Origin of the sequence: Paraburkholderia sp. MM6662-R1 (assembly GCF_050436245.1) — a bacterium.
GTDB classification, from domain to species: domain Bacteria; phylum Pseudomonadota; class Gammaproteobacteria; order Burkholderiales; family Burkholderiaceae; genus Paraburkholderia; species Paraburkholderia tuberum.
The window spans coordinates 2,203,678-2,229,977 of record NZ_JBNDLV010000001.1 but is presented as its reverse complement, the minus strand read 5'-3'; the positions used below and the strand labels follow the sequence as shown (position 1 = coordinate 2,229,977).

General features: G+C 64.3%; 27 protein-coding genes. 19 read left to right on the top strand and 8 right to left on the bottom strand.

Annotation, left to right across the window (positions count from 1 at the left end; all coding sequences use genetic code 11):
• Positions 1-39: 39 nt before the first annotated feature.
• Positions 40-576, bottom strand: coding sequence for a TlpA disulfide reductase family protein (locus OKW39_RS10520; protein ID WP_184026536.1), 537 nt, complete (start codon positions 574-576; stop codon positions 40-42).
• Between the two features lie 203 nt (positions 577-779).
• On the opposite strand from OKW39_RS10520, the gene OKW39_RS10515 reads away from it, so the two are divergent.
• Positions 780-1,463: a hypothetical protein gene (locus OKW39_RS10515; RefSeq protein WP_429562607.1), complete on the top strand. Its 684-nt coding sequence runs from the start codon at positions 780-782 to the stop codon at positions 1,461-1,463.
• A gap of 332 nt (positions 1,464-1,795) precedes the next feature.
• Here the strand turns inward: OKW39_RS10515 and OKW39_RS10510 are convergent, their stop codons facing one another.
• Positions 1,796-3,406 (bottom strand): YifB family Mg chelatase-like AAA ATPase, encoded by a 1,611-nt coding sequence (locus tag OKW39_RS10510; protein ID WP_429562606.1) that lies wholly within the window; start codon positions 3,404-3,406, stop codon positions 1,796-1,798.
• 120 nt (positions 3,407-3,526) lie between these two features.
• Positions 3,527-3,781, bottom strand: coding sequence for an accessory factor UbiK family protein (locus OKW39_RS10505; protein ID WP_026228952.1), 255 nt, complete (start codon positions 3,779-3,781; stop codon positions 3,527-3,529).
• Positions 3,782-4,169: 388 nt separating this feature from the next.
• Between OKW39_RS10505 and OKW39_RS10500 the strand changes: the two genes are divergently transcribed.
• From OKW39_RS10500 to ptsP, 7 genes are all read left to right on the top strand, one after another.
• Entirely contained in the window at positions 4,170-4,508 is a 339-nt protein-coding gene (locus OKW39_RS10500) for a P-II family nitrogen regulator (RefSeq protein ID WP_013088261.1), read from the top strand.
• A gap of 46 nt (positions 4,509-4,554) precedes the next feature.
• Positions 4,555-6,021 carry an ammonium transporter gene (locus OKW39_RS10495; protein WP_090802852.1) on the top strand — a complete coding sequence of 489 codons (1,467 nt, stop codon included), beginning with the start codon at positions 4,555-4,557 and terminating at the stop codon, positions 6,019-6,021.
• A 252-nt stretch (positions 6,022-6,273) separates the two neighbouring features.
• Positions 6,274-7,563, top strand: coding sequence for a glutamate--cysteine ligase (gshA, locus tag OKW39_RS10490; protein WP_018434736.1), 1,290 nt, complete (start codon positions 6,274-6,276; stop codon positions 7,561-7,563).
• Positions 7,564-7,666: 103 nt separating this feature from the next.
• Positions 7,667-8,623, top strand: a complete 957-nt coding sequence (gene gshB / locus OKW39_RS10485; RefSeq protein WP_429562605.1) for a glutathione synthase — start codon at positions 7,667-7,669, stop codon at positions 8,621-8,623.
• 243 nt (positions 8,624-8,866) lie between these two features.
• The gene (locus tag OKW39_RS10480; RefSeq protein ID WP_429356540.1) at positions 8,867-9,394 is read left to right on the top strand and encodes a PTS sugar transporter subunit IIA; all 528 of its coding nucleotides are present in this window, start codon (positions 8,867-8,869) and stop codon (positions 9,392-9,394) included.
• Positions 9,395-9,518: 124 nt separating this feature from the next.
• Positions 9,519-9,788: an HPr family phosphocarrier protein gene (locus OKW39_RS10475; protein ID WP_018419292.1), complete on the top strand. Its 270-nt coding sequence runs from the start codon at positions 9,519-9,521 to the stop codon at positions 9,786-9,788.
• Between the two features lie 370 nt (positions 9,789-10,158).
• On the top strand, positions 10,159-11,901 hold the full coding sequence (gene ptsP / locus OKW39_RS10470) for a phosphoenolpyruvate--protein phosphotransferase (protein WP_090805570.1): 1,743 nt from the start codon (positions 10,159-10,161) through the stop codon (positions 11,899-11,901).
• 100 nt (positions 11,902-12,001) lie between these two features.
• On the opposite strand, the gene OKW39_RS10465 is transcribed toward ptsP, so the two are convergent.
• From OKW39_RS10465 to gpmA, 3 genes are all read right to left on the bottom strand, one after another.
• The gene (locus OKW39_RS10465; RefSeq protein WP_429562604.1) at positions 12,002-12,760 is read right to left on the bottom strand and encodes a HesA/MoeB/ThiF family protein; all 759 of its coding nucleotides are present in this window, start codon (positions 12,758-12,760) and stop codon (positions 12,002-12,004) included.
• A 234-nt stretch (positions 12,761-12,994) separates the two neighbouring features.
• A complete protein-coding gene (locus OKW39_RS10460; RefSeq protein WP_090802863.1) occupies positions 12,995-14,572 on the bottom strand; it encodes a S41 family peptidase in 1,578 nt (525 codons plus the stop codon).
• 354 nt (positions 14,573-14,926) lie between these two features.
• Positions 14,927-15,673: a 2,3-diphosphoglycerate-dependent phosphoglycerate mutase gene (gene gpmA / locus OKW39_RS10455; protein WP_429562603.1), complete on the bottom strand. Its 747-nt coding sequence runs from the start codon at positions 15,671-15,673 to the stop codon at positions 14,927-14,929.
• A 137-nt stretch (positions 15,674-15,810) separates the two neighbouring features.
• Here gpmA and OKW39_RS10450 point away from each other — a divergent pair, with 137 nt between their 5' ends.
• The 5 genes from OKW39_RS10450 to OKW39_RS10430 all read left to right on the top strand — a co-directional run bounded on the left by OKW39_RS10450 (position 15,811) and on the right by OKW39_RS10430 (position 18,810).
• Positions 15,811-16,236 (top strand): rhodanese-like domain-containing protein, encoded by a 426-nt coding sequence (locus OKW39_RS10450; RefSeq protein WP_090802869.1) that lies wholly within the window; start codon positions 15,811-15,813, stop codon positions 16,234-16,236.
• Positions 16,233-16,493: a glutaredoxin 3 gene (gene grxC / locus OKW39_RS10445; RefSeq protein ID WP_090802871.1), complete on the top strand. Its 261-nt coding sequence runs from the start codon at positions 16,233-16,235 to the stop codon at positions 16,491-16,493. The genes OKW39_RS10450 and grxC overlap by 4 nt, the downstream gene beginning before the upstream one ends.
• A 147-nt stretch (positions 16,494-16,640) precedes the next feature.
• A complete protein-coding gene (gene secB, locus OKW39_RS10440; protein ID WP_018419299.1) occupies positions 16,641-17,117 on the top strand; it encodes a protein-export chaperone SecB in 477 nt (158 codons plus the stop codon).
• A gap of 22 nt (positions 17,118-17,139) precedes the next feature.
• Positions 17,140-18,138: an NAD(P)H-dependent glycerol-3-phosphate dehydrogenase gene (locus tag OKW39_RS10435; protein ID WP_090802873.1), complete on the top strand. Its 999-nt coding sequence runs from the start codon at positions 17,140-17,142 to the stop codon at positions 18,136-18,138.
• Positions 18,139-18,249: 111 nt separating this feature from the next.
• Positions 18,250-18,810, top strand: coding sequence for an O-acetyl-ADP-ribose deacetylase (locus OKW39_RS10430; RefSeq protein WP_429335689.1), 561 nt, complete (start codon positions 18,250-18,252; stop codon positions 18,808-18,810).
• On the opposite strand, the gene trmL is transcribed toward OKW39_RS10430, so the two are convergent.
• Together trmL and OKW39_RS10420 are read right to left on the bottom strand one after the other, a co-directional pair.
• Entirely contained in the window at positions 18,783-19,253 is a 471-nt protein-coding gene (gene trmL / locus OKW39_RS10425; RefSeq protein WP_184026590.1) for a tRNA (uridine(34)/cytosine(34)/5-carboxymethylaminomethyluridine(34)-2'-O)-methyltransferase TrmL, read from the bottom strand. The two genes, OKW39_RS10430 and trmL, sit on opposite strands and share 28 nt — an antisense overlap.
• Before the next feature lie 18 nt (positions 19,254-19,271).
• Positions 19,272-20,018 carry a phosphoribosyltransferase family protein gene (locus OKW39_RS10420; RefSeq protein ID WP_429562602.1) on the bottom strand — a complete coding sequence of 249 codons (747 nt, stop codon included), beginning with the start codon at positions 20,016-20,018 and terminating at the stop codon, positions 19,272-19,274.
• Between the two features lie 121 nt (positions 20,019-20,139).
• On the opposite strand from OKW39_RS10420, the gene OKW39_RS10415 reads away from it, so the two are divergent.
• The 6 genes from OKW39_RS10415 (at position 20,140) to OKW39_RS10390 (ending at position 26,278) form a co-directional block, all read left to right on the top strand.
• Entirely contained in the window at positions 20,140-21,105 is a 966-nt protein-coding gene (locus tag OKW39_RS10415; RefSeq protein WP_429335691.1) for a methyltransferase domain-containing protein, read from the top strand.
• 396 nt (positions 21,106-21,501) lie between these two features.
• Complete coding sequence (locus OKW39_RS10410; RefSeq protein WP_429362446.1) at positions 21,502-21,978, top strand: DUF2244 domain-containing protein; 477 nt, start codon at positions 21,502-21,504, stop codon at positions 21,976-21,978.
• Positions 21,979-22,042: 64 nt separating this feature from the next.
• Positions 22,043-23,695, top strand: a complete 1,653-nt coding sequence (gene coxB, locus OKW39_RS10405) for a cytochrome c oxidase subunit II (RefSeq protein WP_429562601.1) — start codon at positions 22,043-22,045, stop codon at positions 23,693-23,695.
• Between the two features lie 44 nt (positions 23,696-23,739).
• A complete protein-coding gene (ctaD, locus tag OKW39_RS10400) occupies positions 23,740-25,353 on the top strand; it encodes a cytochrome c oxidase subunit I (RefSeq protein ID WP_429362445.1) in 1,614 nt (537 codons plus the stop codon).
• Positions 25,354-25,462: 109 nt separating this feature from the next.
• Positions 25,463-25,597, top strand: coding sequence for a cytochrome oxidase small assembly protein (locus tag OKW39_RS10395; protein WP_429562600.1), 135 nt, complete (start codon positions 25,463-25,465; stop codon positions 25,595-25,597).
• A 42-nt stretch (positions 25,598-25,639) separates the two neighbouring features.
• Positions 25,640-26,278 (top strand): cytochrome c oxidase assembly protein, encoded by a 639-nt coding sequence (locus OKW39_RS10390; protein WP_187612627.1) that lies wholly within the window; start codon positions 25,640-25,642, stop codon positions 26,276-26,278.
• The last annotated feature ends 22 nt before the right edge of the window (positions 26,279-26,300 follow it).

Sequence of the window (26,300 nt, the reverse complement as noted above, 5' to 3'; positions counted from 1 at the left end):
GGAGGTTGCGCCGGCGCGCGGGGATCTGCTTGCGCCGGCTTAAGCCGCGCCAGCCTTCAGCGCTTTCGCGAGCAACTGGTCGAGTTCCGCGAACTGCGGCTCGCCGACATAGCGCTTCAGGATCTTGCCGTCTTTATCGACGACGAAGGTGGTCGGCGTGAGCTGCACGTTGCCGAACCGCTTGGCGGCCGAGCCGTCGTCCATCGCGACCTTGAACGGCAGCTGACGCGTTTGCGTGTAATTGGTCACGTACATCGGCGCGTCGTAGTTCATTGCCACCGCGACGAATTCGAGGCCCTGGCCCTTGAAGCGGTTATAGGTCTCGACCATCTGCGGCATTTCCTTCATGCAGGTGTCGCAACTCGTTGCCCAGAAGTTGACCAGATAAACCTTGCCTTTGAGGTCCGCGGTCGTGAGCTTCTGTCCCGATAGCAGCGTGAAGGTCGCATCGGGTACGCGCTGCTGGCCGGCGAACGCGAAGTAACCGGCGACGGCGAGCGCAATGGCCACGGCCACCGCAATCAGATAGCGAAGCGGGTTCGTGCGCCGGACGGCGGTCGGTGAATTGGAACTCATGGACGGAACCTCGTGAGTCGCGCGCGGCGCGGAACAATGGGGCGGTGTGATGGCCCGCGGGCCGGTACTGAATAGCTTTTCTATTGTAGCTCCAATGGGTTCGGCTGCGCCGAAATGGCGGGACGGCTGCGCTCCGCGTCGGCCCCGCAGTCGATCAGCGGATAATGGCGCTTTACGCTCCGAGAAGCCCGCTCTTCCGTCCCATGCTCCGAACCGTTCTTCGCGTCTGCTCTTTAGTTGCCCGCGTTTCTTGCCGTTTTCCGTTGCTCAGCCGATTGTCCGCCCGCCGTGCGGGCGTGTTCCAACCGGCGGGCCTATTTCTCCGCGCATTCACGCGATCCGGTCACGCTCGAACCGTGATCGGCGCGGCGACGGCCGCGTTGGCGCTCGGCGTCGCGCTCAGCGCCTGCTCACCGACCTTCGACTGGCGCACCGTGATGAACAACGACAAGGGCTACACGGTCGACTTCCCAGCCAAGCCGGGCAACGATCAGCGCGCGGTGCAGATCGGCGGCACACCGATGCAGATGGCAATGCAGACCGCCGAAGCGGGCAATGCGGTCTTTGCGGTCGGCACCGTGATGCTGCCCGACGACAGCGGCGCGACCCAGCGTGCCGCACTCGATTTCCTGCGCGCGGGACTGGCGCGCAACGTCGGCGCGACGCCCGATGCTCACCCAGCGCAAATCCCGCTGGCGGCGGGCGGCAAGATACCGGGGCTGGAAATGACGGTGAGCGGCGCGGCGGGCGCCAAACACGAGACGCGCACGGTGTATGCGCGGCTCGTCGCGCGCGGCCGGCACGTGTACCAGGCGGCGATCATCGCCGATCAACCGCTGCCGCAAGAGCAGGTCGACCAGTTTTTTTCGTCGTTCCAGCTGTACTGAATGCGGTATTTTTGGCCGGTCGGGCGCACCTCAGAGGGCCGAACGCAGTGAAAGTTCCTTCGCAGGTTTGTACGCTAATTGCCGGTTTACGTTGAGATTTTTGAGTTACGCGCACAGCCTGTGGATAACTCTGTTGAGAAGTCGGCCTCAATGGCCGCAAAAGCCCATCAGGCGGGCCTTCCGGCAAAATCCACAGGCGTAGGGAATTTAAAAAAATACATTGAAATCAATGGCTTGGCGAGATGCGCGTCTGCGCGCTTTTGAGTTGTATCAAAATCTAACAGGATCGCGCGTATGTGAATAAGTCAAGTCTTGACAGTCGTTTTTTCTCCTCATAACGAGCCAAAAGCGCGGCGGTATTGGATTGCCTCGGCGACCTGCGCGGCGCTCGGCATCGCCGCGCCAGCCAGGTCCGCGACGGTGCGCGCGACCTTCAACACCCGGTAGTACGCCCGCGCCGACCAGCCAAAGCGCTCGCCGGCTTCGCGCAGCAGCGCCTCGCCCGCTGCGTCCGGGCGGCATACATCGTCCACTTCGCGTCCGTCCAGCTCGCGGTTGGTCTTGCCTTGCCGGGCCAGTTGCCGCTCGCGCGCAGCGCTCACGCGCTGTGCGATCGCCACGCTTGCTTCGCCGGTGGTGGCGGCGCGTGCCGCGAGTTCGGTGGCGGTCAGTGCTGGAATTTCGAGCTGGATGTCGATGCGGTCGAGCAGCGGTCCCGACAATTTACGCAAATAGCGCGCCGCAACTTCAGGCGTACAGCGGCAGCGCCCGCCCGGATCGCCGCGCCAGCCGCACGGGCACGGGTTCATTGCGGCGATCAGTTGGCAGGCGGCGGGGAAATCCGCTTGCCAGGCGGCGCGCGAGATCGTGATGCGGCCAGCTTCGAGCGGCTCGCGCAGCGTTTCGAGCACCACGCGATCGAATTCGGGAAGCTCGTCCAGAAAGAGCACGCCCAGATGCGCGAGCGTGATCTCGCCAGGCTGCGGCGGATTGCGTCCGCCGACCAGCGCCGCCGCGCTCGACGAATGGTGCGGCGCGCGAAACGGCCGCTGGCGCCACTGCGACGGCTTGAAGCCGATGCGGCTCGCGGACAGTAGCGCGGCGGAGGCGAGCGCTTCGTCGTCGGTCATGGGCGGCAGCAAGCTGGGCAGGCGTGCCGCGAGCATCGACTTGCCGGCGCCGGGCGGTCCGATCAGCAGCACGTGATGGCCGCCGGCCGCCGCGACTTCGAGGGCGCGCCGAGCGGCGCGCTGGCCAATCACGTCGGCTATGTCCGGCGCCGGGGCAGCGGCGTGCTCGTTGAGCTCGGGCGCGGCGACAGGACTAAGACGCGCGTCCGGCGAGCCTGCGAGATGCGCGCATAGCGACGGCAGATCGGCGGCGCCGAACACGTCGACGCCGGGCACGAGCGCCGCTTCCGCCGCGCTCGCGGCCGGCAGGTAAAGCTGCGGGGTATGGAAGGCCGGTGCGGCTAGTTGATCGAGGAGGGCGGGCAAAGCAGAACGCGCTTCAGATGAAGCGTCGGCGTCGCCGGCGTTCGCCAGAGCGCCGCGCGCGGTGCCGCAGGCCATCGCGAACGCGCCGCGCATCGGCCGCAGCGCGCCGGTCAGCGACAGCTCGCCGGCAAACTCGCGATGGAGCAGCGATTCGGCGGGAATCTGCCCGCTTGCGGCGAGGATGCCGAGCGCGATCGGCAGATCGAAACGACCGGATTCTTTCGGTAGATCGGCCGGCGCGAGGTTGACGGTGATGCGGCGGACTGGAAAATCGAAACCGCAGTTCTGCAGCGCCGCGCGCACGCGTTCACGGCTCTCGCGCACTTCCAGATCGGGCAGGCCGACGATCGAAAAGGACGGCAGCCCATTGGCGAGGTGAACCTCGACGGTCACTTCGGGCGCACGGCCAGCGGCCGGCGCGCGGCTGCGCACCACGGCAAGCGACATATTCTCTCCCGTCGGACGGCGCGCTCACATCGCGCGCAAATCCCCTAAAACGCTGATGACGTCACGGCCCGCTTGCCTGTGATGAGCGGCACTGCGCAGCGCGAAGGCTGCGAGCAGCGCTTACGGCGTCTGCGTGAGCGGCAATTTCTGCTCGAGCTCGGCGACGCGGCGCTCGAGTTCTTCGAGGCGCGCGCGCGTACGCACGAGCACCTGGGTCTGCGTATCGAATTCCTCGCGCGTGACCAGATCGAGCTTCGAGAAGCCCTGCGACAGCATTGCCTTGACGTTGCGTTCGACATCCTTGGCCGGCGAATTCTTGAACAGATCGCTGACGCGAGCCTGGAAGTCGTTAAAAACGTCGTTCGGTTGTTTCATCGTATTCCCCTTGGTGCACAAAAAAAGTGCATGTTTCATTGCGCCCGTGCCCCGTTACGGCGAACGGCCGATCCTGGTGCGCGCGACGTATTGGTTGCCGCGGCCGCGTGAGCGTGTTTGGTGCGCGCCCTCGCGTTCAGAACGTTCGAACACTCTAGCAACGATCCCCCCGCCGCGCCACCGCCCGCCGCGCCGCTGGCCGTTCGGACAAGGCCGCTCGGGCGCGCTGCGCCACGCGCGCGAGGCGCGCTCCGACACAACATGGCATAGGAGTTGCTGTTACTGCCCCGCGCGCGCACTGCCAGGGCGCTTTTCCCGGTAGCGCAGGAGACACCGTCACGGGTACGCCACGGGGCACAACGGATCAGCAATAACTAGCGAGGATTTCATGAAACTCATTACCGCAATCATCAAGCCGTTCAAGCTGGATGAAGCGCGCGAAGCCCTGTCGGCGATCGGCGTGTCGGGCATCACGGTGACCGAAGTCAAAGGCTTCGGACGGCAGAAGGGCCACACCGAGCTGTATCGGGGCGCCGAATACGTCGTCGACTTTCTGCCGAAGGTGAAGATCGAAGCGGCGGTATCGGACGACATCGTCGATCAGGCGATCGAGGCGCTCGAGCGCGCCGCGCGTACCGGCAAGATCGGCGACGGCAAGATCTTCGTCACGCCGATCGAGCAGGTGGTTCGGATCCGCACCGGCGAGACCGGCGCGGACGCACTGTAAAAGACCAGAACATCGCGACACGGACAGCGACAAGAGGAAAACCAAGATGCGCAAACTAATGATGTCCCTGCTGATGGCCGGCTCGCTGCTCGCGGGCGGTGTCGGCACCGCCCTCGCGGACGATGCGTCCGCTCCCGCAGCCGCCTCCGCTCCCGATACGACGGCGAGCGCGCCCGCACCGGACGCCTCCGCCGCAGCCGCTGCCCCGGCGGCCTCGGCTCCCGCCGCCGATGCATCGGCCGCCGCCGCGGCCGCGCCGGCCACCCCGACCGCGCCGTTCTCGGTCGATTCATCGAAGATCAACTCCGGCGACACCGCGTGGATGCTGACCTCCACCGCGCTGGTGCTGTTCATGACGATCCCGGGTCTCGCGCTGTTCTACGGCGGCATGGTCCGCAAGAAGAACGTGCTCGCGACGCTGATGCAAAGCTTCGCGATCACCTGTGTCGTGACGATCGTCTGGACCGTGGTCGGCTACAGCCTCGCGTTCACGCCGGGCAACTCGTTCATCGGCGGCTTCTCGCGCGTGTTCATGACGGGCATGAACTACATCAAGGGCGACAAGGCCACGACGCTGACCGTCAGCCACCTCGCGCCGACGATCCCGGAGACGGTCTACTTCGTCTACCAGATGACCTTCGCGATCATCACGCCGGCGCTGATCACCGGTGCCTTCGCGGACCGCATGAAGTTCTCGGCGATGCTGGTGTTCATGACGCTGTGGTCGATCATCGTCTACTCGCCGATCGCGCACATGGTGTGGGAGCCGAGCGGCTGGCTGGCTAGCGCGGGCATCCTCGACTTCGCGGGCGGCACGGTGGTGCACATCAACGCCGGTATCGCGGGCCTGGTCTGCTGTCTGGTGCTCGGCAAGCGCGTCGGCTATGGCAAGGAAGCGATGGCGCCGCACAACCTGACGCTCACGCTGATCGGTGGCGCGATGCTGTGGGTCGGCTGGTTCGGCTTCAACGCGGGTTCGGCCGTGGCAGCGGATGGCCGTGCCGGCTTCGCGATGTTCGCGACGCAGGTGGCGACCGCCGCGGCGGCGCTCGCGTGGATGTTTGCCGAATGGGCAGCCAAGGGCAAGCCGTCGGTGCTCGGTATCGTGTCAGGCGCGGTCGCGGGTCTGGTGGCGATTACGCCGGCGTCGGGCTTCGTCGGCACGGTCGGCGCGCTCGTGATCGGTATCGTCGCGGGTGTGGTCTGCTTCTGGGCGGCCACGTGGCTCAAGCACAAGTTCGGGTACGACGATTCGCTCGACGCGTTCGGCGTGCACTGCATCGGCGGGATCATCGGTGCGCTGCTGACCGGCGTGTTCGCGGTCAAGGACATCAGCGGCTCGGACGGCAGCGTGATCCTGCAGGCGAAGGGCGTGCTGACGACGCTGATCTACAGCGGCGTGGTGAGCTTCGTGCTGCTGAAGATCATCGACCTGGTGATGGGCATCCGCGTGACCGAAGAGCAGGAGCGCGAAGGCCTCGACGTGAGCCTGCACGGCGAGAAAGTCGAATAACGGAGAACCTGTCCCGGTTCGGCCCGCGCTCGCGGGCCCGTCAGTAAGAAAAAATGGTTAAGCAAGCGCAGCAATTTCGCCCGCCTTCATGGCGGGCTTTTTTCTTGCTGATCGGCTTGCGAACGGCGATTTTCCGCGCCTATCATCGAGATAGGGAGAATGCATTCGAGTCTGCTTGCGAATGGAGAAACCGTCCCCAAATGGACAAAGCATTTGCTCTACAATCTTTTTTCTCCAGTCTGCGAGTGATCAATGGTTCCGCACCTAGTTACGGCGTTAAACGGCCCGCTGCTCGACCTCGAGCGGAAGATCCTCGACGCCACGCCCGCTATCGAACGCTGGTTCCGGCTCGAATGGCAGGAGCACACGCCACCGTTCTACTGTTCCGTCGATCTGCGTAACGCGGGCTTCAAGCTCGCGCCGGTCGACACCAATCTGTTTCCCGGCGCGTTCAACAATTTGCCGCAGGAAGTGCTGCCGCTCGCGGTGCAGGCCGCGATGGCCTCGATCGAAAAGATCTGCCCGGACGCGAAGAATCTGCTCGTCATTCCCGAGCGTCACACCCGCAACGCGTTCTACCTCGAAAACGTCGCCCGGCTTGCGTCGATCATGCGCCAGGCGGGTCTGAACGTACGCTTCGGCACGCTCGACGAAACCATCAACGGCCCGGTCACGATTGCGCTGTCGGACGGCCAGAAGCTGGTGCTCGAACCGCTCGAGCGCTCGCAGCGGCGCCTTGGTCTGAAGAACTTCGACCCGTGCTCGATCCTGCTGAACAACGATCTGTCCGGCGGTATTCCGCCCGTGCTCGAAAACCTGCACGAGCAGTACCTGCTGCCGCCGCTGCATGCGGGCTGGGCGGTGCGTCGCAAGTCGACGCATTTCTCGTGCTATGACGACGTCGCGAAGAAGTTCGCGAAGATGGTCGAGATCGATCCGTGGATGATCAATCCGTATTTCGCGCACGTCGAGGGCGTCGACTTCCAGCAGCGCACCGGCGAGGAAGCCCTTGCCGATGCGATCGACGGCGTGCTGAAGAAGATCGCGCGCAAGTATCGCGAGTACGGCATCTCCGAAAAACCGTATGTCGTGATCAAGTCCGATGCGGGCACCTACGGCATGGGCGTGATGACCGTGCACGACGCGTCGGAAGTCGCCGCGCTGACGAAGCGCGAACGCACGCGCATGGCCGCGACCAAAGACGGCCTCGAAGTGCACGACGTAATCGTGCAGGAAGGCGTCTACACGTTCGAGCGTATCGGCGAGGAAGTCGCCGAGCCGGTCGTCTACATGATCGACCGCTATGTGGTGGGCGGCTTCTATCGCGTGCACGGCAGCCGCGAGCGCGATCAGAACCTGAACGCGCCGGGCATGCACTTCGTGCCGCTCGGCTTCGAACACACGGCGCTGCCCGATGCGCACGCAAAGCCCGGCGCGGCGCCGCCGAACCGCTTCTATATGTATGGCGTCGTGGCGCGGCTCGGGTTGCTGGCCGCATCGGTCGAACTCGAAAAGACCGATCCTGAAGCGATCCAGGTCTAAGCCGCCTCGCGCGGCAGGATGGCGGCATGCGTGCCGCCATCGCCGTCTTCAAAGACTATATTGACGAACAATGTCACGCCCCTCAGGGCGCACCGGGACTTTCATGGACATTCTTTTCATCGCCGATCCGCTCAGCCATTTCAAGATCTACAAAGACACGACCTACGCGATGATGGCCGAAGCGGCGCGGCGCGGTCACACGGTGTACACCTGCGAGCCGAAGCATCTGGCGTGGACGGGCGGCGATGTCGAGGCGAACGTGCAGCGCATTGCGATCGTCGGCGATACCACGGATCTGCATCGTGATGTCTGGTTTGCCGCCGATGCCGCCACGCCGCGCGCGCTCGCGAGCTTCGGCGCGGTCGTGATGCGCAAGGACCCGCCGTTCGACATGGAATACGTGACGTCGACCTGGCTGCTCGAACTGGCCGAGCGTGGCGGCGCGCGCATCTTCAACAAACCGCAGGCGATCCGCGATCATTCGGAGAAGCTCGCAATCGGCGAGTTCGCGCAGTTCGTCGCGCCGACGCTGGTCACTCGCGACCCGGCGCGTCTGCGCGCGTTCCACGAACAGCACGGCGACGTGATCCTGAAGCCGCTCGACGGCATGGGCGGCATGGGCGTATTCCGCGTGAAGGCGGACGGCATGAACCTCGGCTCGATCGTCGAAATGCTGAGCCACGACGGCGCGCGCTCGGTGATGGCGCAGAAATTCATCTCCGAGATCAAGGAAGGTGACAAGCGCATCCTGCTGATCGGCGGCGAAGCGGTGCCGTACTCGCTCGCGCGCATTCCTCAGGGTAATGAGGTGCGCGGCAATCTGGCGGCCGGCGGACTGGGCGTCGCGCGGCCGCTCAGCGAGCAGGATCGCAAGATCGCCGATACGCTCGCGCCGGTGCTGGCGGCGCGCGGCCTGCTGCTGGTCGGACTCGATGCGATCGGCGACTGGCTCACCGAAGTCAACGTCACGAGCCCGACGTGTTTCCGCGAGATCATGGACCAGACCGGCTTCGACGTCGCCGCGATGTTCGTCGACGCGCTGGAGCGCGCGGTCGGCTGACGCGTGGCGCTCGCGTGGCGCGCCGACGCAGTGGCCTTGATTGCCCGGCTGCACCCCCAATCTGTGTAGTAAATCCGCATCAGGCGTGGCGTCGGGGTTGGCGCGAAAATGAGGCTGCTACAATGCCCGCTCGCCCGACGATGCACTCCCGCCCTCGCGACCCACGGCCGGTCCGGGGCGATGGCGAACCGGGCTCGAGTCCCGGTCCACGGTTTGGGGCCGTTCTTTTGCAGTAAGGCTGATATGGCAGGTATTCTGATCATTGCGCACGCTCCATTCGCCACCGCGTTGCGCGATTGCATTTCACACATCTATGGCGGTTTGCCGGCGCGTATCGGCGTGATCGACGTGTCGCCGGATTGCGATCCTGCGCAGGTCGTCGCGTTCGCGAATTCGGAAGTCGTGCGGCTGAAGGAAGAGAACGGCGCGCTCGTGCTGACCGACATGTTCGGCGCGACGCCGGCCAACATCGCGGGCCGGCTCGCCACCGTGCCGGACGTGCGTGTGCTGTGCGGCGTCAATCTGCCGATGCTGGTGCGCGCGGTCTGCTATCGCGCGACGCCGCTCGACACGCTCGTCGACAAGGCGCTCGCCGGCGCGACCAAGGGCGTGCACGCGATCGGACCGGCGATGCCGACACCGGTCACGCCGCCAGCGTGCGCTGCCGAGTGCCTGCCGGCGCTGCCGCCTGACGCGGCGGCCGCCGACTGTGTTCCCGCTTTGCCGGCCGATGCCGATCTGACGCAAAAGACGGACGCGACCGGCCTGTAAGCCGGGCTGGTTCGCAGGCAAGCTTCGACGGATTCAAGCGGTTTCGCAACGGTGCCGATCGCATTGAAGCCGCTTTGCAGTAACACGTTTCACCATTTCATTCACCCGCGCTTCGGACCACCACATGCTGCAACAGGAAACGACAATTGTGAACAAGCTGGGGCTGCACGCGCGCGCGTCGGCCAAGTTGACGCAACTCGCGGGCAACTACCAGGCGGAAATCTGGATGAGCCGCAATGGCCGTCGTATCAACGCGAAGAGCATCATGGGCGTGATGATGCTGGCCGCGGGCATCGGCAGTACCGTGCTGATCGAAACGGAAGGCACCGACGAACAGGACGCGATGGACGCGCTCTTGAAACTGATCGCCGATAAATTTGGCGAAGGTCAATAAAGCCGCGCGCTTTGCGTTCGACAAACCCGAAAATGCCGCGGCTCAGTCCGCGGTTTTTTTTCGCCGCCGACATCTGAATATCAGAAGAGGCGCGCCGTTAATCGACATTAAAGGGATCTAGAAGCGGCGCGAAAGCCATCGGGAAGAGTGCGTAAGACGACATGCGTTTTCAATGTTTAAACCATATGTTTTGCGCGACGTGTATAAAGCGAAGCTTCGCCGGGTACGAGGGCACCTCATTGCGATAATCCGTGCTGCGCTGCACACACCGCTGACACACTTCAAAAAGGCGCGGAATTTATAATGCCTAGTACAGTCTGAGAGCATTGCAGCGGTTTGCCGCGGCATTACACAACTAGAGGAGGTGCGCGTGTCATTCACGCTGCATGGAATTCCCGTGTCACGCGGTATCGCCATCGGGCGGGCCTATCTGATCGCCCCGGCAGCACTCGACGTAGACCACTATCTGATCGAACCGCCCCAGATCGAAGGGGAGGTCGGGCGTTTTCGCGCGGCTCAGCAGCGCGTGCATGAAGAACTCAACGTATTGCGCGCCGATCTTGCCGCGGATGCCCCGAGCGAAATGGGCGCGTTCATCGACGTTCACACGATGATCCTGAACGACGTCATGCTCGTTCAGGAAACCATCGACCTGATCCGCACGCGCCGCTACAACGTGGAATGGGCGCTGACCGAACAGCTCGAAAGACTGTCGCGCCATTTCGACACTATCGAAGACGAATACCTGCGCGAGCGCAAGGCCGATATCGAGCAGGTCGTCGAGCGCGTGCTGAAGGCGCTCGCGGGCGCGCCGGGCATCGTCGGCAACGTGCATGGCGCGTGCGACGAGATGATCGTGGTCGCGCACGACATCGCGCCGGCCGACATGATGCAGTTCAAGACGCAGACGTTCCAGGGCTTCGTCACCGATCTGGGCGGGCGCACGTCGCACACCGCGATCGTCGCGCGCAGCCTCGGCATTCCGGCCGCGGTTGGCGTGCAGCATGCGAGCGCGCTGATCCGCCAGGACGATCTGATCATCGTCGATGGCGACCACGGCATCGTGATCGTCGATCCCGCGCCGATCGTGCTCGAGGAATACTCGTACCGGCAAAGCGAGAAGGAGCTCGAGCAGCGCAAGCTGCAACGGCTCAAGTTCTCGCCGACGCAAACGCTGTGCGGCACGCGCATCGAACTGTGCGCGAACATCGAGTTGCCGGACGACGCGCGCGCGGCGGTCGAATCGGGCGCGACCGGCGTGGGTCTGTTCCGCACCGAGTTTCTGTTCATGAATCACAAGCACCGGATGCCCGAAGAGGAGGCGCAGTTCAGCGCGTATCGTCGCGCGGTCGAACTGATGAACGGCTTGCCGGTCACGATCCGCACGATCGACGTCGGCGCCGACAAGCCGCTCGATTCGATGGGCGGCGACGGCTACGAGACCGCCGCGAATCCGGCGCTCGGTTTGCGCGCGATTCGCTGGAGCCTGTCCGAGCCGCAGATGTTCCTCACGCAGTTGCGCGCGATCCTGCGCGCGTCGGCGTTCGGCAGGGTGAAGATCCTGATCCCGATGCTCGCGCACGCGCAGGAAATCGACCAGACGCTCGATCTGATCCGCGAAGCGAAGCGTCAACTCGACGACGCGGGTATCGCTTACGATCCGAACGTGCAGGTGGGCGCGATGATCGAGATCCCGGCCGCCGCGATCGCGTTGCCGCTGTTTCTGAAGCGGCTCGATTTCCTGTCGATCGGCACCAACGATCTGATTCAGTACACGCTCGCGATCGATCGCGCGGACAACGCGGTCGCGCATCTGTACGATCCGCTGCATCCGGCCGTGCTGCATCTGATCGCGTTCACGCTGCGCGAGGCGAAGCGCGCGGGCGTGCCCGTGTCGGTGTGCGGTGAGATGGCGGGCGATCCGGCGTTGACGCGTCTGCTGCTCGGCATGGGTCTGACCGAGTTTTCGATGCATCCGAGCCAACTGCTCGAGGTCAAGCAGGAGGTGCTGCGCTCGCATCTGAAGACGCTCGAAAAGCCCGTTGCCGACGTGCTGGCTTCGTTCGAGCCGGAGGAGGTGCAAGCGGCGCTCAAGCGGGTCGCGCTGGTTTGAATCTGACGCGCATCGTCTTGCCTCGTTGAACGAAAAAACGCCGCACATGTGCGGCGTTCTGCTATTTCGGCGTCACGCGAACGGGCAGTGCAGAACCGCCTCAAGACCCCTGCGCGTGGCCGCACACCGGACAATCCGGCTGACGTCCGATGCGCATCGTGTTCCATTCCATCCGCAGCGAATCGAGCATCGTCAGGCGGCCCACGAGCGGCGTGCCGATTGCGCCGATCACCTTCAGCGCTTCGGCAGCCTGCATCGAACCGATGATGCCGACCGTCGGCGCGAACACGCCCATCGTCGAGCATGCGACTTCTTCGAACGGCTGGTCTTCGGGAAACACGCACGCGTAGCACGGCGACGCTTCATCGCGGAAATCGAAAGTGCTGATCTGGCCGTCGAAGCGCAGCGCCGCGCCCGACACGAGCGGCACGCGATGCTTGACGCACGCGCGGTTGATCGCGTGACGCGTCGCGAAGTTGTCGGTGCAATCGAGCACGACACTCGCGTGCGGCACCTCGCGGTCGAGCCACGCATCGTCGACGCGCTCGGCCACCGCGTTGACGACGACCTCGGGATTGATCCGCGCGAGCATGTCGCGCCCGGACTCGACCTTCCTACGTCCAACCGACGCGCTCACGTGCAGGATCTGTCGTTGTAGATTAGTCAGGTCGACGATATCGGCATCGACGAGCGTCAGACGGCCGACGCCCGCCGCCGCGAGATACAGCGCGGCTGGCGAACCGAGCCCGCCCGCGCCGACGATGATCGCGTGGGCGTCGATAAAACGCTGCTGCGCCTCGATGCCGATTTCATCGACGAGGATGTGGCGGGAGTAGCGAAGGAGTTGATCGTCATTCATGGCGGGGCGCGTGGGGTGTGTCGCTATGTCGCGTGTCGCGCAAGGAGAGGCAGGCCGAGGGGCCGCGGCGCGCATTCGTGGCTGTTATTTTAATCGCGCGGGGCGGGTGGCGGTTGCGGCTTGCCGTGATGCGCCACCGGTTAGGCGGCGGCTTTTGCTGAAACTGTTGCGGCGTGTCTTCGCAGACTATCGTGCTGCGAAGACACGCGCGGGGTTCGCTGCCTGTCGGTCAGCTTACTTGCCAGCGGGAGCCGGTGCCGAAGCCGGCGCCGGTCCCGATGCGCCCGGCACCGGTTGCGTCGGCTTCACCGCGACCGGCGCGGAGGCCGACGTGCCCGGCTTGTTCTGCGCGAGACGGCGCTCCATCAGCGACTTCGATTCCTGAACCGGCTTGCCTTCGAGCTTGTCGACCGCCTGTTGCAGCATGAAGTCGTCGGCCGAACCGAACTCGACCGGCTTGCGTTCGCGCTCCTTCTGGCGCTGTTCCGGCGTCTTCTTGTCGTTCTGCTCTTCGAGTTGACGCAGTTGCTCCATGCGCTCCTGCTCGCGCTGCTCCGCTTCCTTCTTCTCGTTCGGGTCCTGCGTGTTCGCGAGGTGATTCGAGTAGTCGACTTCGCGGGTCACGAGCGCGTCGTCCGGATCGCCGTCCGCGTACTGATCGACCGGAATGTCGGGGCGGATGCCCTTGTTCTGGATCGAACGGCCGCTCGGCGTGTAGTAATACGCGGTGGTGAGGCGCAGTGCGGTGTCGGCCGTCAGGGGGCGCACGGTTTGCACCGAACCCTTGCCGAACGTGGTCTTGCCGAGAATCAGCGCGCGGTGCTGATCCTGCAGCGCGCCCGCGACGATTTCCGACGCCGACGCCGAATACGCGTTGGTCAGCACGATCATGGGCACGGTCTTGAAGATGGCCGGGACGTCCTTGAGCGGATCGCTGTCGAACGATTGCAGACGGTAGTTATCGTAGGTGTCGCGATAGATCTGCTTCGAATCCGGAATCTGGCCGTTGGTCGACACCACCACCGAATTCGGCGGCAGGAACGCACCCGCGACGCCGACCGCGCTTTGCAGCAGACCGCCGCCGTTGTTGCGCAGGTCGAGGATGAGGCCCTTCAGGTTCGGCTCCTGGCGCGCGAGATCCTGCAGCTTGGCCGCGAGGTCGGGCGTGGTGCGTTCCTGGAAGCTCGTGATGCGCACGTACGCGAAGCCCGGCGCGACGATCTTGCCCTTCACCGACTGCACCTTGATGATCGCGCGCGTGACGGTGAGCGGGAACGTGCGGTCGTCGGTCTTGCGGAAGATGGTCAGCGTGACCTTGGTGCCCGGATCGCCGCGCATCTGCTTGACCGCCTGGTCGAGCGTCATGCCGCGCACGGGCTTGTCGTTGATGCGCGTGATCAGGTCGCCCGGACGGATGCCGGCGCGGAACGCGGGCGTGTCTTCGATTGGCGAAATTACCTTGATCAGGCCGTCTTCCGACGAAATTTCGATGCCGAGGCCCGCGAAGCGGCCCTTGGTCTGCTCCTGCAGCTCTTCGTAGTCGGTCTTGTCGAGGTACGACGAGTGCGGGTCGAGGCTGGACACCATGCCCTTGATCGCGGCGGTGAGCAGCTTCTTGTCGTCGACCGGTTCAACGTATTCGTGCTTGATCTGCCCGAACACTTCGGCGAAAAGCCTGAGCTGGTCTAGCGGCAGCGGGGCGACCGCAGCGCTAGCGGGTTGCTGGGCCGAGGCGGAGTATTGCAGGGTGGCAAAGACACCGGTAGCAAGGCCCGCGGCAATCAGGCCGAAATTTTTCAGGTTCTTTCGCATAGAGTCTGTTGCGGTCGGAAGCGCGTGGCAGCGTATATAAAGATTGGACGGACAAGTATAACTGCACACCCGCCTGCTCAGGGCGCGGTGCAGGCAATCGTGGTTCGACAGTACGGGAAGGTCCTGGTTCTTGCGACCCGAGCCGCGGATGGCGAGCCGTACGACATGGCACTCGGCGGGTCGGAACTGAGAGTTGCCGCGCAAGGCCAGCGGATGCGCTCGCCGCTACGGTGAAGCCTGCAGCGGGCCTCTGAATCTGCCCGCCGGGCGCAATACAGAATTTCTTGTCGGCCCGGTTGTCTGCGTGCGGCTCCGCGCGTTTTCGTGGCGTGGGCCGCGCCCGGAAATGCCGGATCAGCCCGCCTTGCCCTGGCTCGCGACCGCGGCTTGCGCCTTGGCGATCGCGTCCTGGTCGCCGAGATAGTAGTGCTTGATCGGCTTCAGGTTCTCGTCGAGTTCATAGACGAGCGGCACGCCGTTCGGGATGTTGAGGCCGACGATGTCGTTGTCCGAGATGTTGTCGAGATACTTGACCAGCGCGCGGATCGAGTTGCCGTGCGCGGCGATCAGGATGCTGCGCCCCGACTTGATGGCCGGCGCAATCGACTCGTTCCACAGCGGCAACACGCGCGCGACCGTGTCTTTCAGGCACTCGGTCAGCGGCAGTTGCTCGCGCGGCACCCTGGCGTAGCGCGGATCGGTGTACGGCGCGCGCTCGTCGGTGGGCTCGAGCGCGGGCGGCGGCGTGTCGTAGCTGCGGCGCCAGACCAGCACCTGCTCGTCGCCGAACTTCGCGGCGGTTTCGGCCTTGTTCAGACCCGACAGCGCGCCGTAGTGGCGTTCGTTCAGGCGCCACGAATGCACGACGGGCAGGTACATCAGATCCATCTGGTCCTGCACATGCCACAGCGTGCGGATCGCGCGCTTGAGCACCGACGTGTAGGCGATGTCGAACGTATAGCCCGATTCCTTGAGCAGCCCGCCCGCCTGCTGCGCCTCGAGGTTGCCCTGCTCGGTGAGGTCGACGTCGACCCAGCCGGTGAAGCGGTTTTCCTTGTTCCAAGTCGATTCGCCGTGGCGGATGAGAACGAGTTTGTACATGAGAGTTGCCGGTCGGTAGTGAGGAAGCGGTCTCGCTCTGTGCGGCGCCTCGGGCGGCGCATCGCCATCGCGTCGAACGGTTATTTTATAATGCTCGGGTTGACCTTTTCGATTTCTCTCTTTCCGGCGGATCTTCCGTGAAGTTTTTCACCGAATACACAAACCTTGTCCTGATCGCAATCGTCCTTATCTCTGGTGGGTTGCTGCTGTGGCCGACCATCAGTCGGCGTGGACGTGGCGGCCTGTCGGCCGCTGAAGCCACCCAACTGATCAACCGGCGCAACGCGGCGGTCATCGATCTGCGGCCGTCCGCCGATTACGCCAAGGGGCACCTGCCCTTGGCACGGCATTTCGAATTCGCAGAGTTGCAGGCGAAAGTCACGCAACTCGCGAAGAACAAGAGCAACCCGGTGCTGCTGGTGTGCCAGACCGGCCAGCAGTCGAACAAGGCCGCGCGTATCGTGCAGGAAGCGGGATACGCGGAAGTCCATGTTCTCGAGGGCGGCGTCGACGCCTGGCAGAAAGCCGGTATGCCGGTTGTGAAACAAGGAGCAGCCAAGTGAACAAAGTGATCATGTACAGCACCCAGGTGTGCCCGTATTGCCAGATGGCCGAACGTCTTTTAAAGTCGCGCGGCGTCGAGCACGTTGAGAAAGTACTGATCGACAAGGACCCGGGCCGTCGTGAGGAGATGATGACCCGGACCGGTCGTCGCACGGTGCCGCAGGTGTTCATCGGCGAGACGCATGTGGGCGGCTATGATGACCTTTCCGCGCTCGATCGCGCGGGCGGTCTGACGCCGCTGCTCGAAGCAGCCTGAGTTCGCGCGTTTCGCGCAGCGCGAACGGGCGGACCACTCGATAAGCCGGCGCACGCGCTCCTCGTGGAGCCGGCGAGCCGGCGCAATAATCTGGCGGCCCATGCGTGCATCGGCCGCCGCCACGCACACCTATCAGGAATCACCATCATGTCCGACGAGAATAACCAGCCGTTCTTCAACATCCAGCGCATCTATCTGAAGGACATGTCGCTCGAGCAGCCGAATTCGCCGGGTATCTTCCTCGAGCAGGAAATGCCGTCGGTCGAAGTCGAAGTCGACGTGAAGGCCGAGCGCCTCGCCGAATCCGTGTTCGAAATTCTCGTGACGGGCACGGTCACGGCCAAGGTGTCGGACAAGGTCGCGTTCCTGATCGAAGCGAAACAGGCCGGCATTTTTGACATTCGCAACATTCCTGCCGAGCAGATCGATCCGCTCGTCGGCATTGCCTGCCCGACCATCCTGTTCCCGTACCTGCGCTCGAACATCGCCGATGCGATCACCCGCGCCGGCTTCCCGCCGATCCACCTCGCCGAGATCAACTTCCAGGCGCTGTACGAGCAGCGTCTCGCCCAGATGAGCGCGGCCCAGCAGGACGGCGCGGCGCAAAAAGGCGTCACGCATTAAGGCGCCGCGCGCAGTGCCGGCTATGAAAGTCGCCGTTCTCGGCGCTGGCGCCTGGGGCACCGCCCTCGCCGGCCATCTGGCCTTAAGGCACCACACGGTGTTGTGGGCGCGCGAGTCCGCGCTCATCGCCGAGCTTTCCACTTCGCATGAAAACGCCCGCTATCTGGCGGGCGTCGCGTTGCCGCCCGCGCTTCGCTTTGAAGCGGATCTCGGCGTGGCGCTCGATCACGCGCTCGACGACGATGCGCTGTGCGTGGTCGCGACGCCCGTGGCTGGCCTGCGCGGCCTGTTGCGCGCGATGCGCGATGCGGGCAAGGTGCCCGCGCATATCGTGTGGCTGTGCAAGGGGTTCGAAGCGGATTCGCAGTTGTTGCCGCATCAGGCGGTCGCGGCGGAATTGCCCGAGCATGCGAGCAACGGCGTGTTGTCCGGACCGAGCTTCGCGCGCGAAGTCGGGCAGGGGCTGCCGGTTGCGTTGACGATCGCGAGCCCGTCGGCGGCGTGCCGCGAACGCACGGTCGCGGCGTTCCATCACGGCGCGATGCGCATCTATACCGGCGACGACGTCGTCGGCGTCGAAGTGGGCGGCGCGGTGAAAAACGTGCTCGCCATCGCCACGGGCATCGCCGATGGCCTCGGCCTCGGCCTCAATGCACGCGCGGCGCTGATCACCCGCGGCCTCGCCGAAATGTCGCGCCTTGGCGTGACGCTCGGTGGGCGCGCGGAAACCTTTACCGGGTTGACCGGCCTCGGTGATCTGATTCTGACTGCTACCGGCGATCTGTCGCGCAACCGCACCGTGGGCCTGCAACTCGCCACGGGCCGCACGCTCGACGACATCCTCGGCGGTCTCGGTCACGTGGCCGAAGGCGTGCGCTGCGCGCGGGCGGTACTCTCGATCGCACGTGCTCATGCAATCGAAATGCCGATCACGCAGGCGGTCTGCGCGGTGCTGTTCGACGGCGTGGCGCCGCGCGATGCGGTTAGCGCGCTCCTGCGGCGCGATTCGAAGGCGGAATAAAGCCTTTTCTATCAGCCGTTTAGCGGAAATTAGCGTTGAACGGCTGCCTCGCCCGGTTGTCCACTTCGGGTTGTCCACTTCGTGAGCGAGACTCGGGTCAGCGAGGTTCCCATGCCCACCTTCAATCTCGGTCCTGGCGCGTGCACGCTCGAAGCGCGCGTGGTCGATATCACGACGCTCGCCGTCGATGCGATCGTCAATGCCGCGAATACTTCGCTGCGCGGTGGCGGCGGTGTGGATGGCGCGATACATCGCGCGGCCGGCAAGGAGTTGCTGCGCGAATGCGAAACGCTCGGCGGCTGCGCGACCGGCGACGCCAAAATCACCGCCGGCTATCGTCTGCCCGCGAAGCATGTTATTCACGCGGTCGGTCCAGTGTGGCGTGGCGGCGCGCATGGCGAAGCCGACCTGCTCGCATCGTGCTATCAGCGCTCACTCGAAGTCGCGCGCGAAACTCAGTGCACGAGCATCGCGTTTCCAGCGATCAGCTGCGGTATCTACCGTTTCCCCGCCGACGATGCGGTCAGCATCGCGGTCGCGACCGTACTCGACACGTTGCCGCGCACACCACACATGAAGCACGTGACGTTCGCGTGCTTCGACGACGCGATGTTCGCACGCTACGAGGCCGAGCTCGAACGCCGTCAGGCGCCGCCTTCGAAGCCGGCCTGACGCCACGCTTCGAACACCACGATCGCCACCGTATTCGACAGATTCAGACTGCGATTGCCGGGACGCATCGGCAGACGCACGCGCTGTTCGTTCGCAAAGCGCTCGAGCACCGTGCCGGGCAGGCCGCGCGTTTCGGCGCCGAACACGAACCAGTCGCCCGGTTGAAACGCGTGGTCGTGAAAGCGCCCCGAGCCGCGCGTCGTAAATGCGAACATGCGCGACGCGTCGGGCGTTTCTTTCGCGATGAACGCGTCCCAACCGGCATGCACGTTCATTTCCGCGTACTCGTGATAGTCGAGGCCGGCGCGCCGCATCTTGGTGTCGTCGAGAGGGAAGCCGAGTGGCTCGATCAGGTGCAGCCGGGCGCCGGTGTTCGCGCACAGGCGAATCACGTTGCCGGTGTTGGGCGGAATTTCGGGTTCTACGAGAACGACGTTGAACATAAGAAGACCACGTAAAAGCTAGTTTTTCGGAGTGCGCAGCGCGACGAAGTTCGTAACCCGCCGCGCGCCGGCGGCCTTCAGCGTATGCGCGAGCGCTTCGAGCGTCGCGCCGCTCGTCATGACATCGTCGACGATGCCGACGTGCAGGCCGCGCACTGGGCGCGCGACGCGAAACGCTCGGCCGACGTTCTGCCGGCGCGCATCGAGATCGAGGCGCGATTGCGGCGCGGTGTCGAGCGTTCGTTCGAGCAGCGTGGGGTCGCCGCGCACGCCGAGCGCCCGGGCGAGCGGCCGCGCGATCTGCCAGGCCTGGTTGTAGCCGCGCTCGACCAGACGGCGACCGGCGAGCGGCACTGGCGCGATCACGTCGGGCCGCTCGGCCGCGTCGTGCCAATCGGCTTCAGCGAGCCGCGCGAGGCGTTGCGCGAAGTCTCGCGCGAGCATCAGCCGGGCGCGGAACTTCAGGCCGACCGCGAGCGTATCGAGCGGCGCGCGATAGTCGGCGAGCGCGAAGCTCGCGTCGAACGGCGGCGGCTCGGCCACGCAATCCGCGCAGCGATACCGCGCCTGAGCGACCCGGCGTGACGCCGGCAACGGCACCGCGCAAACGGTGCAGCGCAGCCGGCTCTCGTTCCAGTAGGCCGCGTCGCAACCGTCGCACAACGTCTTATGCGACAAATTGCCGCACAACGCGCACAGGTTCGGCAGCGCGGCGTTCAAGGCCCGCGGCCATGCCGAATGCAGACCGCGCGCAAAACGCGCCACCTGATTTCGACACGACGAAGAAAATGACTGGAATCGCACGAGTGAGCGCCGGTGAAAGCCGTTCTCGCTGAATGGAGGGGAACGACCGAGTATACTTCGAGCTCACGCCAGCACGACACACATGTCCCCAACATCCGCTCAATCTGGCCGTCCGGCCTACGATTCACGGCGCCTCAGGCGTATTTTCGACCGTCGCGCTGCCACCTTCGACGAGGTTGCGTTCCTGCCGCGAGAGATTGCGCAGCGCATGCGCGAGCGTCTCGATTACATCAAGGTGGCGCCCTCGAGCGTGCTCGACGCCGGTTGCGGCGCGGGCGAAGACCTCCCCGCATTGCGCCAACGCTTTCCCGAGGCGCCGGTGTTCGGCGCTGATCTGTCGCACGGCATGCTCCGCCGCGCGCTGCGTCACGATGCCGGCGACACCAGTTGGCGGCGCTTTCTTCCCGCCTCGCTCGGCAAGGCGCTCGGTGCGCGTGGCCCGCGCTTCGCGCAAACCGATTTCTCCGCGCTGCCGTTCACGTCCGGCGCATTCGAATTCATCTGGTCCAACCTCGCGCTGCACTGGCACTCGCGGCCCGATCTGGTCTTTCCCGAATGGCAGCGCGTGCTGAAGGTCAACGGCCTGCTAATGTTCAGCACGCTCGGCCCCGATACGCTGAAGGAGTTGCGCGGTGCCTACGCCGAGATCGAGGCCGCGCACGGCGTCGCGTCTCGCAAGCATGTGATCGACTTCGTCGACATGCACGACCTCGGCGACATGCTCGTCGAGGCGGGCTTCGAGATTCCGGTGATGGACCAGGAGACGCTGACGATCACCTATAAGTCGCCCGAGTCGCTGCTCGCGGACGTGCGTCGCTGGGGCGCGTACCCGTTCGAGCGCGATGCGCATGACGGCGTGCTCACGCGTCGGTTGCACAAAGCCCTGCTCGCCGCGCTCGAAGCGCGCCGGCGCGCCGACGGCACGATCGCGCTGACCTTCGAGGTGATCTACGGCCACGCATGGAAAGCCGTGCCGCGCACCACGGCGGAAGGACATGGCATCGTGCGGCTCGAGGACATCGGACGAGGTCCGGGCAAGCGTGGGTAGCAGATTGCGGTGCTGTCATCAACTGCTTGCCGACGGTGCGGTTGACGTGTTGCAAAAGCGGTAAAGAGGACATCCGTTATGCCTGGGATTTGCCCTTCAAAAGAGCCGCAAAATGCTGGGCAAAATGGCGCGAAGGCTTGTCGCGCCTGGCTTGTGGGCCGATTGGGGCTTGCTTGTCGATGCTATGGATCACGCCTATAATGCGTCAGTTTGTCACCCGAAGTTCCCACATTTGGGGTGGCAAGCCGCGAGGCGCGGGGCTGCAAAATGAAGTGATGCGGTAGGGGTTGGCGCGCTCGCGAGTGATGCTGGAAACAGTGACTCGAACGGCGGCCGCGAGATGCATCCGGAAGTAAAAGAAGGCAGGCCGGACTCGACGATTCGCAGGAGGCAGCGATGGGCGCATCAGATCATCTGCTGGCGGATTCAGAACCGGTCCTCAGGGACTGGACCATGAAGCGCAACTGTTCGATATCGCCGCGGCAGTTCGTCTGTCTGTACGTGTCGCTTGCGTTGTTTTCATTGGCAATTGCATTCATGCTGGTTCTGGTCGGCGCCTGGCTGGTGTTGCCGTTCACCGGAATCGAATTGCTGGCCGTAGGTATCGCGTTTGCAATATATGCGCGTCATGCTGTCGATTACGAGCGCATCCGGTTGTTTCCGAACCGGCTCGTGATCGAGCAGGTCAGCGCCGAGCAGATTACGCAGTTCGAATTCAATCCGCGCTGGGTGCGGATAGAGCCGGGCGCAACGCCGCGCGATCAGATCAAGCTGGTCTCGCGCGGGCAGACGATCATGATCGGGCAACATCTCGCGCAGAATCGGCGCGCGCAGTTCGCAGGCGAACTACGTACGTGGCTGGCGCGGTGTTAGATGGTGCCGGACGCGCGGCGTTCAAGGGGGCGCGACACGCTGCCAGCGGGGTCGAGGGGTTTGAATGGAAAATTTGGGTAAGGAAGCTATGAAAACAATCAAGCGAGCGCTCATGAGCGTGCTGGCGACGAGCGGACTGCTTTTCGCCGGTGCCGCCCTGGCAGTGGGCGATGCTCCGGGCGGCCCTGCCGTCAACGCGATCAATCTCCAGCCGCCTGCAACGAGAATCGCTGAGGAGCTGTTCAGCCTCCACATGTTCATGCTGGGACTGTGCACCGTGATCTTCATCGGTGTGTTCGGCGTGATGTTCTATTCGATCTTCGCGCACCGCAAATCGAAAGGCCACAACGCAGCCAATTTCCACGAAAGCACCACCGTCGAAATCATCTGGACAATCGTGCCGTTCGTCATCGTCGTGCTGATGGCGCTGCCCGCCACCAAGGCCGTTGTCGCGATGAAGGACACCTCGAACGCCGACCTCACGATCAAGGTCACCGGCTACCAGTGGAAGTGGGGCTACGACTACGTGAAGGGTCCGGGCGAGGGCATCGGCTTCCTGTCCACGCTCGCCACGCCGCGCGCGCAAACCGATGGCCGCGAGCCGATCTCCACGCTGTATCTGCAGGAAGTCGACAACCCGCTCGTGGTGCCGGTCGACAAGAAAATCCGCATCATCACCACCGCGAACGACGTGGTCCACTCCTGGTACGTGCCGGCCTTCGGCGTGAAGCAGGACGCGATTCCCGGCTTCGTGCGCGACACGTGGTTCAAGGCCAACCGCACCGGTACGTTCCGCGGCTTCTGTACCGAACTGTGCGGCAAGGAACACGCGTTCATGCCGGTCGTCGTCGAGGTGCTGTCTGCCGACGACTACGCGAAGTGGGTCGACGAGGAGAAGAAGAAAATGGCCGCCGGCCAGGACGATCCGAACAAGACCTACACGATGGCCGAGCTGATGGAACGCGGCGGCAAGGTCTACGCGGCGAACTGCGCGGTCTGCCACCAGCCGACCGGCAAGGGCGCGGGCGCATTCCCGGCGCTCGACGGCAGCAAGATCGCCAACGGTCCGATCGGGCAGCACGTGAGCCTCGTGTTGAAGGGCAAGAACGCGATGCCTTCGTGGGCGCCGACGCTGGACGACGTCGAAATCGCCGCGGTGATCACGTACGAACGTAACTCGTGGGGCAACCACACGGGCGACATCCTGCAGCCGAAGCAGGTCGCCGACGCGCGCAACGGCAAGCTGCCGGAAGGCGGCGATCATCTGGCCAACGCCGGTGCTGCCGCGAGCGGCGCCGTTGCGGCATCGGGCGCGCAAGCAGCGTCGGGCGCAGAAGCGGCGTCCGCACCGGCCGCATCGGGCAACGAGGCTGGCGCGGCGGCTTCGAACAGCGCAGAGGCCGCGCTGCCGGCGAGCATCTACTTCGAGACCGGCAAGAGCACGCTGCCGGCCGACGCGAAAGCGGCGGTCGACGCGGCCGCGGCCTACGCGAAGGCGCATCCGGACGCGAAATTCACGCTGTCGGGCTTCACCGACGCAACCGGCTCCGCCGACGTCAACGCGAAGCTCGCGAAGAGTCGTGCCGAAGCCGCTCGCGACGCGCTGAAAGCAGCCGGCATTGCCGACGATCATATTATTTTGAAGAAGCCGGAAACGATCACCGGCGGCACCGACGCGAAGGAAGCCCGGCGCGTTCAGATCAGCCCGGCAGCCTGACGTGTTCATGGTCAGCACCGCAGAATTCGCTTTAGGAGATTGTCATGTCTAGCATCGGACACGATGTAGTCGCGGGCCACGAGCACGTGCACGGCGACCATGCCCACGAAACGCCGCACGGCTGGCGTCGTTGGCTGTTCGCAACCAACCACAAGGACATCGGTACGCTGTATCTGATCTTCTCGTTCACCATGTTCCTGTCCGGGGGCGTGATGGCGCTGATGATCCGTGCCGAACTGTTCGAGCCGGGTCTGCAGATCATGCGTCCCGAGTTCTTCAACCAGTTGACCACCATGCACGGGCTGATCATGGTGTTCGGCGCGATCATGCCGGCGTTCGTCGGCTTCGCGAACTGGATGGTGCCGCTGCAGATCGGCGCATCGGACATGGCTTTCGCGCGGATGAACAACTTCAGCTTCTGGCTGCTGCCGGTCGCCGCTGTGCTGCTGGTCGGCTCGTTCTTCGCACCGGGCGGCGCGACCGCCGCGGGCTGGACGCTGTACACGCCGCTCTCCACGCAGATGGGCCCGGGCATGGACTTCGCGATTTTCGCGCTCCACCTGATGGGTGCGTCGTCGATCATGGGCGGTATCAACATCGTCGTGACGATCCTGAACTTGCGCGCACCCGGCCTCACGCTGATGAAGATGCCGATGTTCGTCTGGACCTGGCTGATCACCGCGTACCTGCTGATCGCCGTGATGCCAGTTCTGGCGGGCGCGATCACGATGGTGCTGTTCGACCGTCACTTCGGCACGTCGTTCTTCAATGCGGCAGGCGGCGGCGACCCGGTCATGTACCAGCACATCTTCTGGTTCTTCGGGCACCCCGAGGTGTACATCATGATCTTGCCTGCGTTCGGGATCGTCTCGCAGGTGATCCCGGCGTTCTCGCGCAAGCCGCTGTTCGGCTATAGCTCGATGGTGTACGCAACGGCATCGATCGCGATCCTGTCGTTCATGGTGTGGGCGCACCACATGTTCGCGACCGGCATGCCGGTCACGGGCCAGCTGTTCTTCATGTACGCGACGATGCTGATCGCGGTGCCGACCGGCGTGAAGGTGTTTAACTGGGTCGCGACGATGTGGCGCGGTTCGCTGTCGTTCGAAACGCCGATGCTGTTCGCGGTCGGCTTCCTGATCGTGTTCACGTTCGGTGGCCTGTCGGGTCTGATGCTCGCCATGGCGCCGCTCGACATCCAGTATCACGGCACTTATTTCGTGGTCGCGCACTTCCACTACGTGCTGGTGGCGGGGTCGCTGTTCGCGCTGTTCGCCGGCTGGTACTACTGGTCGCCGAAGTGGACCGGCTGGATGTACAACGAAACGCGCGGCAAGATCCACTTCTGGGCGTCGATGTTCTTCTTCAACCTCGCGTTCCTGCCGATGCACTTCGTCGGTCTCGCGGGCATGCCGCGTCGTTACGCCGATTACCCGGCGCAGTTCACCGACTGGAACCAGGTGATCTCGATCGGTGCGTTCGGCTTTGGTCTCTCACAGGTGTACTTCCTGTTCGCGGTGGCGCTGCCGGCCTACCGTGGCGGTGGCGAGCACGTAGAAGCGGGCGACAAGCCGTGGGACGGCGCAACGGGCCTCGAGTGGACCGTACCGAGCCCGGCTCCGTTCCACACGTTCGAGCATCCGCCGACCGTCGAGTAAGCCTATCCCGGCGAGGTGCCGGGTTCCGGCGGCGCGACATGCCGCCACCGGACTCGGGCGCTTCGCGCGGCGGCCTCGCCAGTCAAGAACCGTACTCAGAAAGTCGAGCATGACGCGCAATCCACAGGAAAGACGTACGCCGGAGCAGATTCGCGCGAGCAACAGGCGGATAGGGTTGCTGATGTTCGCGATCGCCGCGGTGTTTTTCGCGAGCGCGATTCTGAAGCAGTGCTGGTTCAGCTAACGCCGCCTTCGCAGTCCGTAGGCAGGTTTGTTGAGGATTCAGATGTCGACGCAACCGCCGGCTGAGGCCGACCGCTCTTTCAACCGTTCGATGCTGATCAAGCTGTTCGTCGTCGCGTTGATGATGTTCGGTTTCGGTTTCGCGCTGGTGCCGATGTATCGCGCGATCTGCCAGATCACCGGCGTGAACAACCTCGTGCAGCGCGACGTTTCAGCGCGCGAGGCGAAGAATACGCAGGTCGACATGAGCCGCACGATTTCGATCGAATTCGATGCGAACGCGCGGGGCCTGTTGGGTTTCAAGCCGGAGCAGCGCAGTCTCGACGTGCATCCGGGCGAAGTAACGACGGTCATGTACGACGTCAGCAACGAGCAGTCGCGCACGATCCGTGCGCAGGCCATTCCGAGCTACGCGCCGAAGCAGGCGACCGAGTACTTCAGGAAGATCGAGTGTTTCTGCTTCACGCAGCAGACGTTGAACGCGAACGAGACGAAGCGGATGCCGGTGGTGTTCGTCGTCGACCCGAAGTTGCCGAAGGACGTGAAGACGATCACGCTGTCGTACACGTTTTTCGAGTTGAACACGCCGGCGGCGGCTAGCGCGGATGATGCGGCGCCGAAGGCGAATGCAGTGAACGATGCAGTGACCAGCGCGGCAGCCACTCCCGCGAAGCCGGCCTGAAGCAGATCTGACGGCGCGAGCC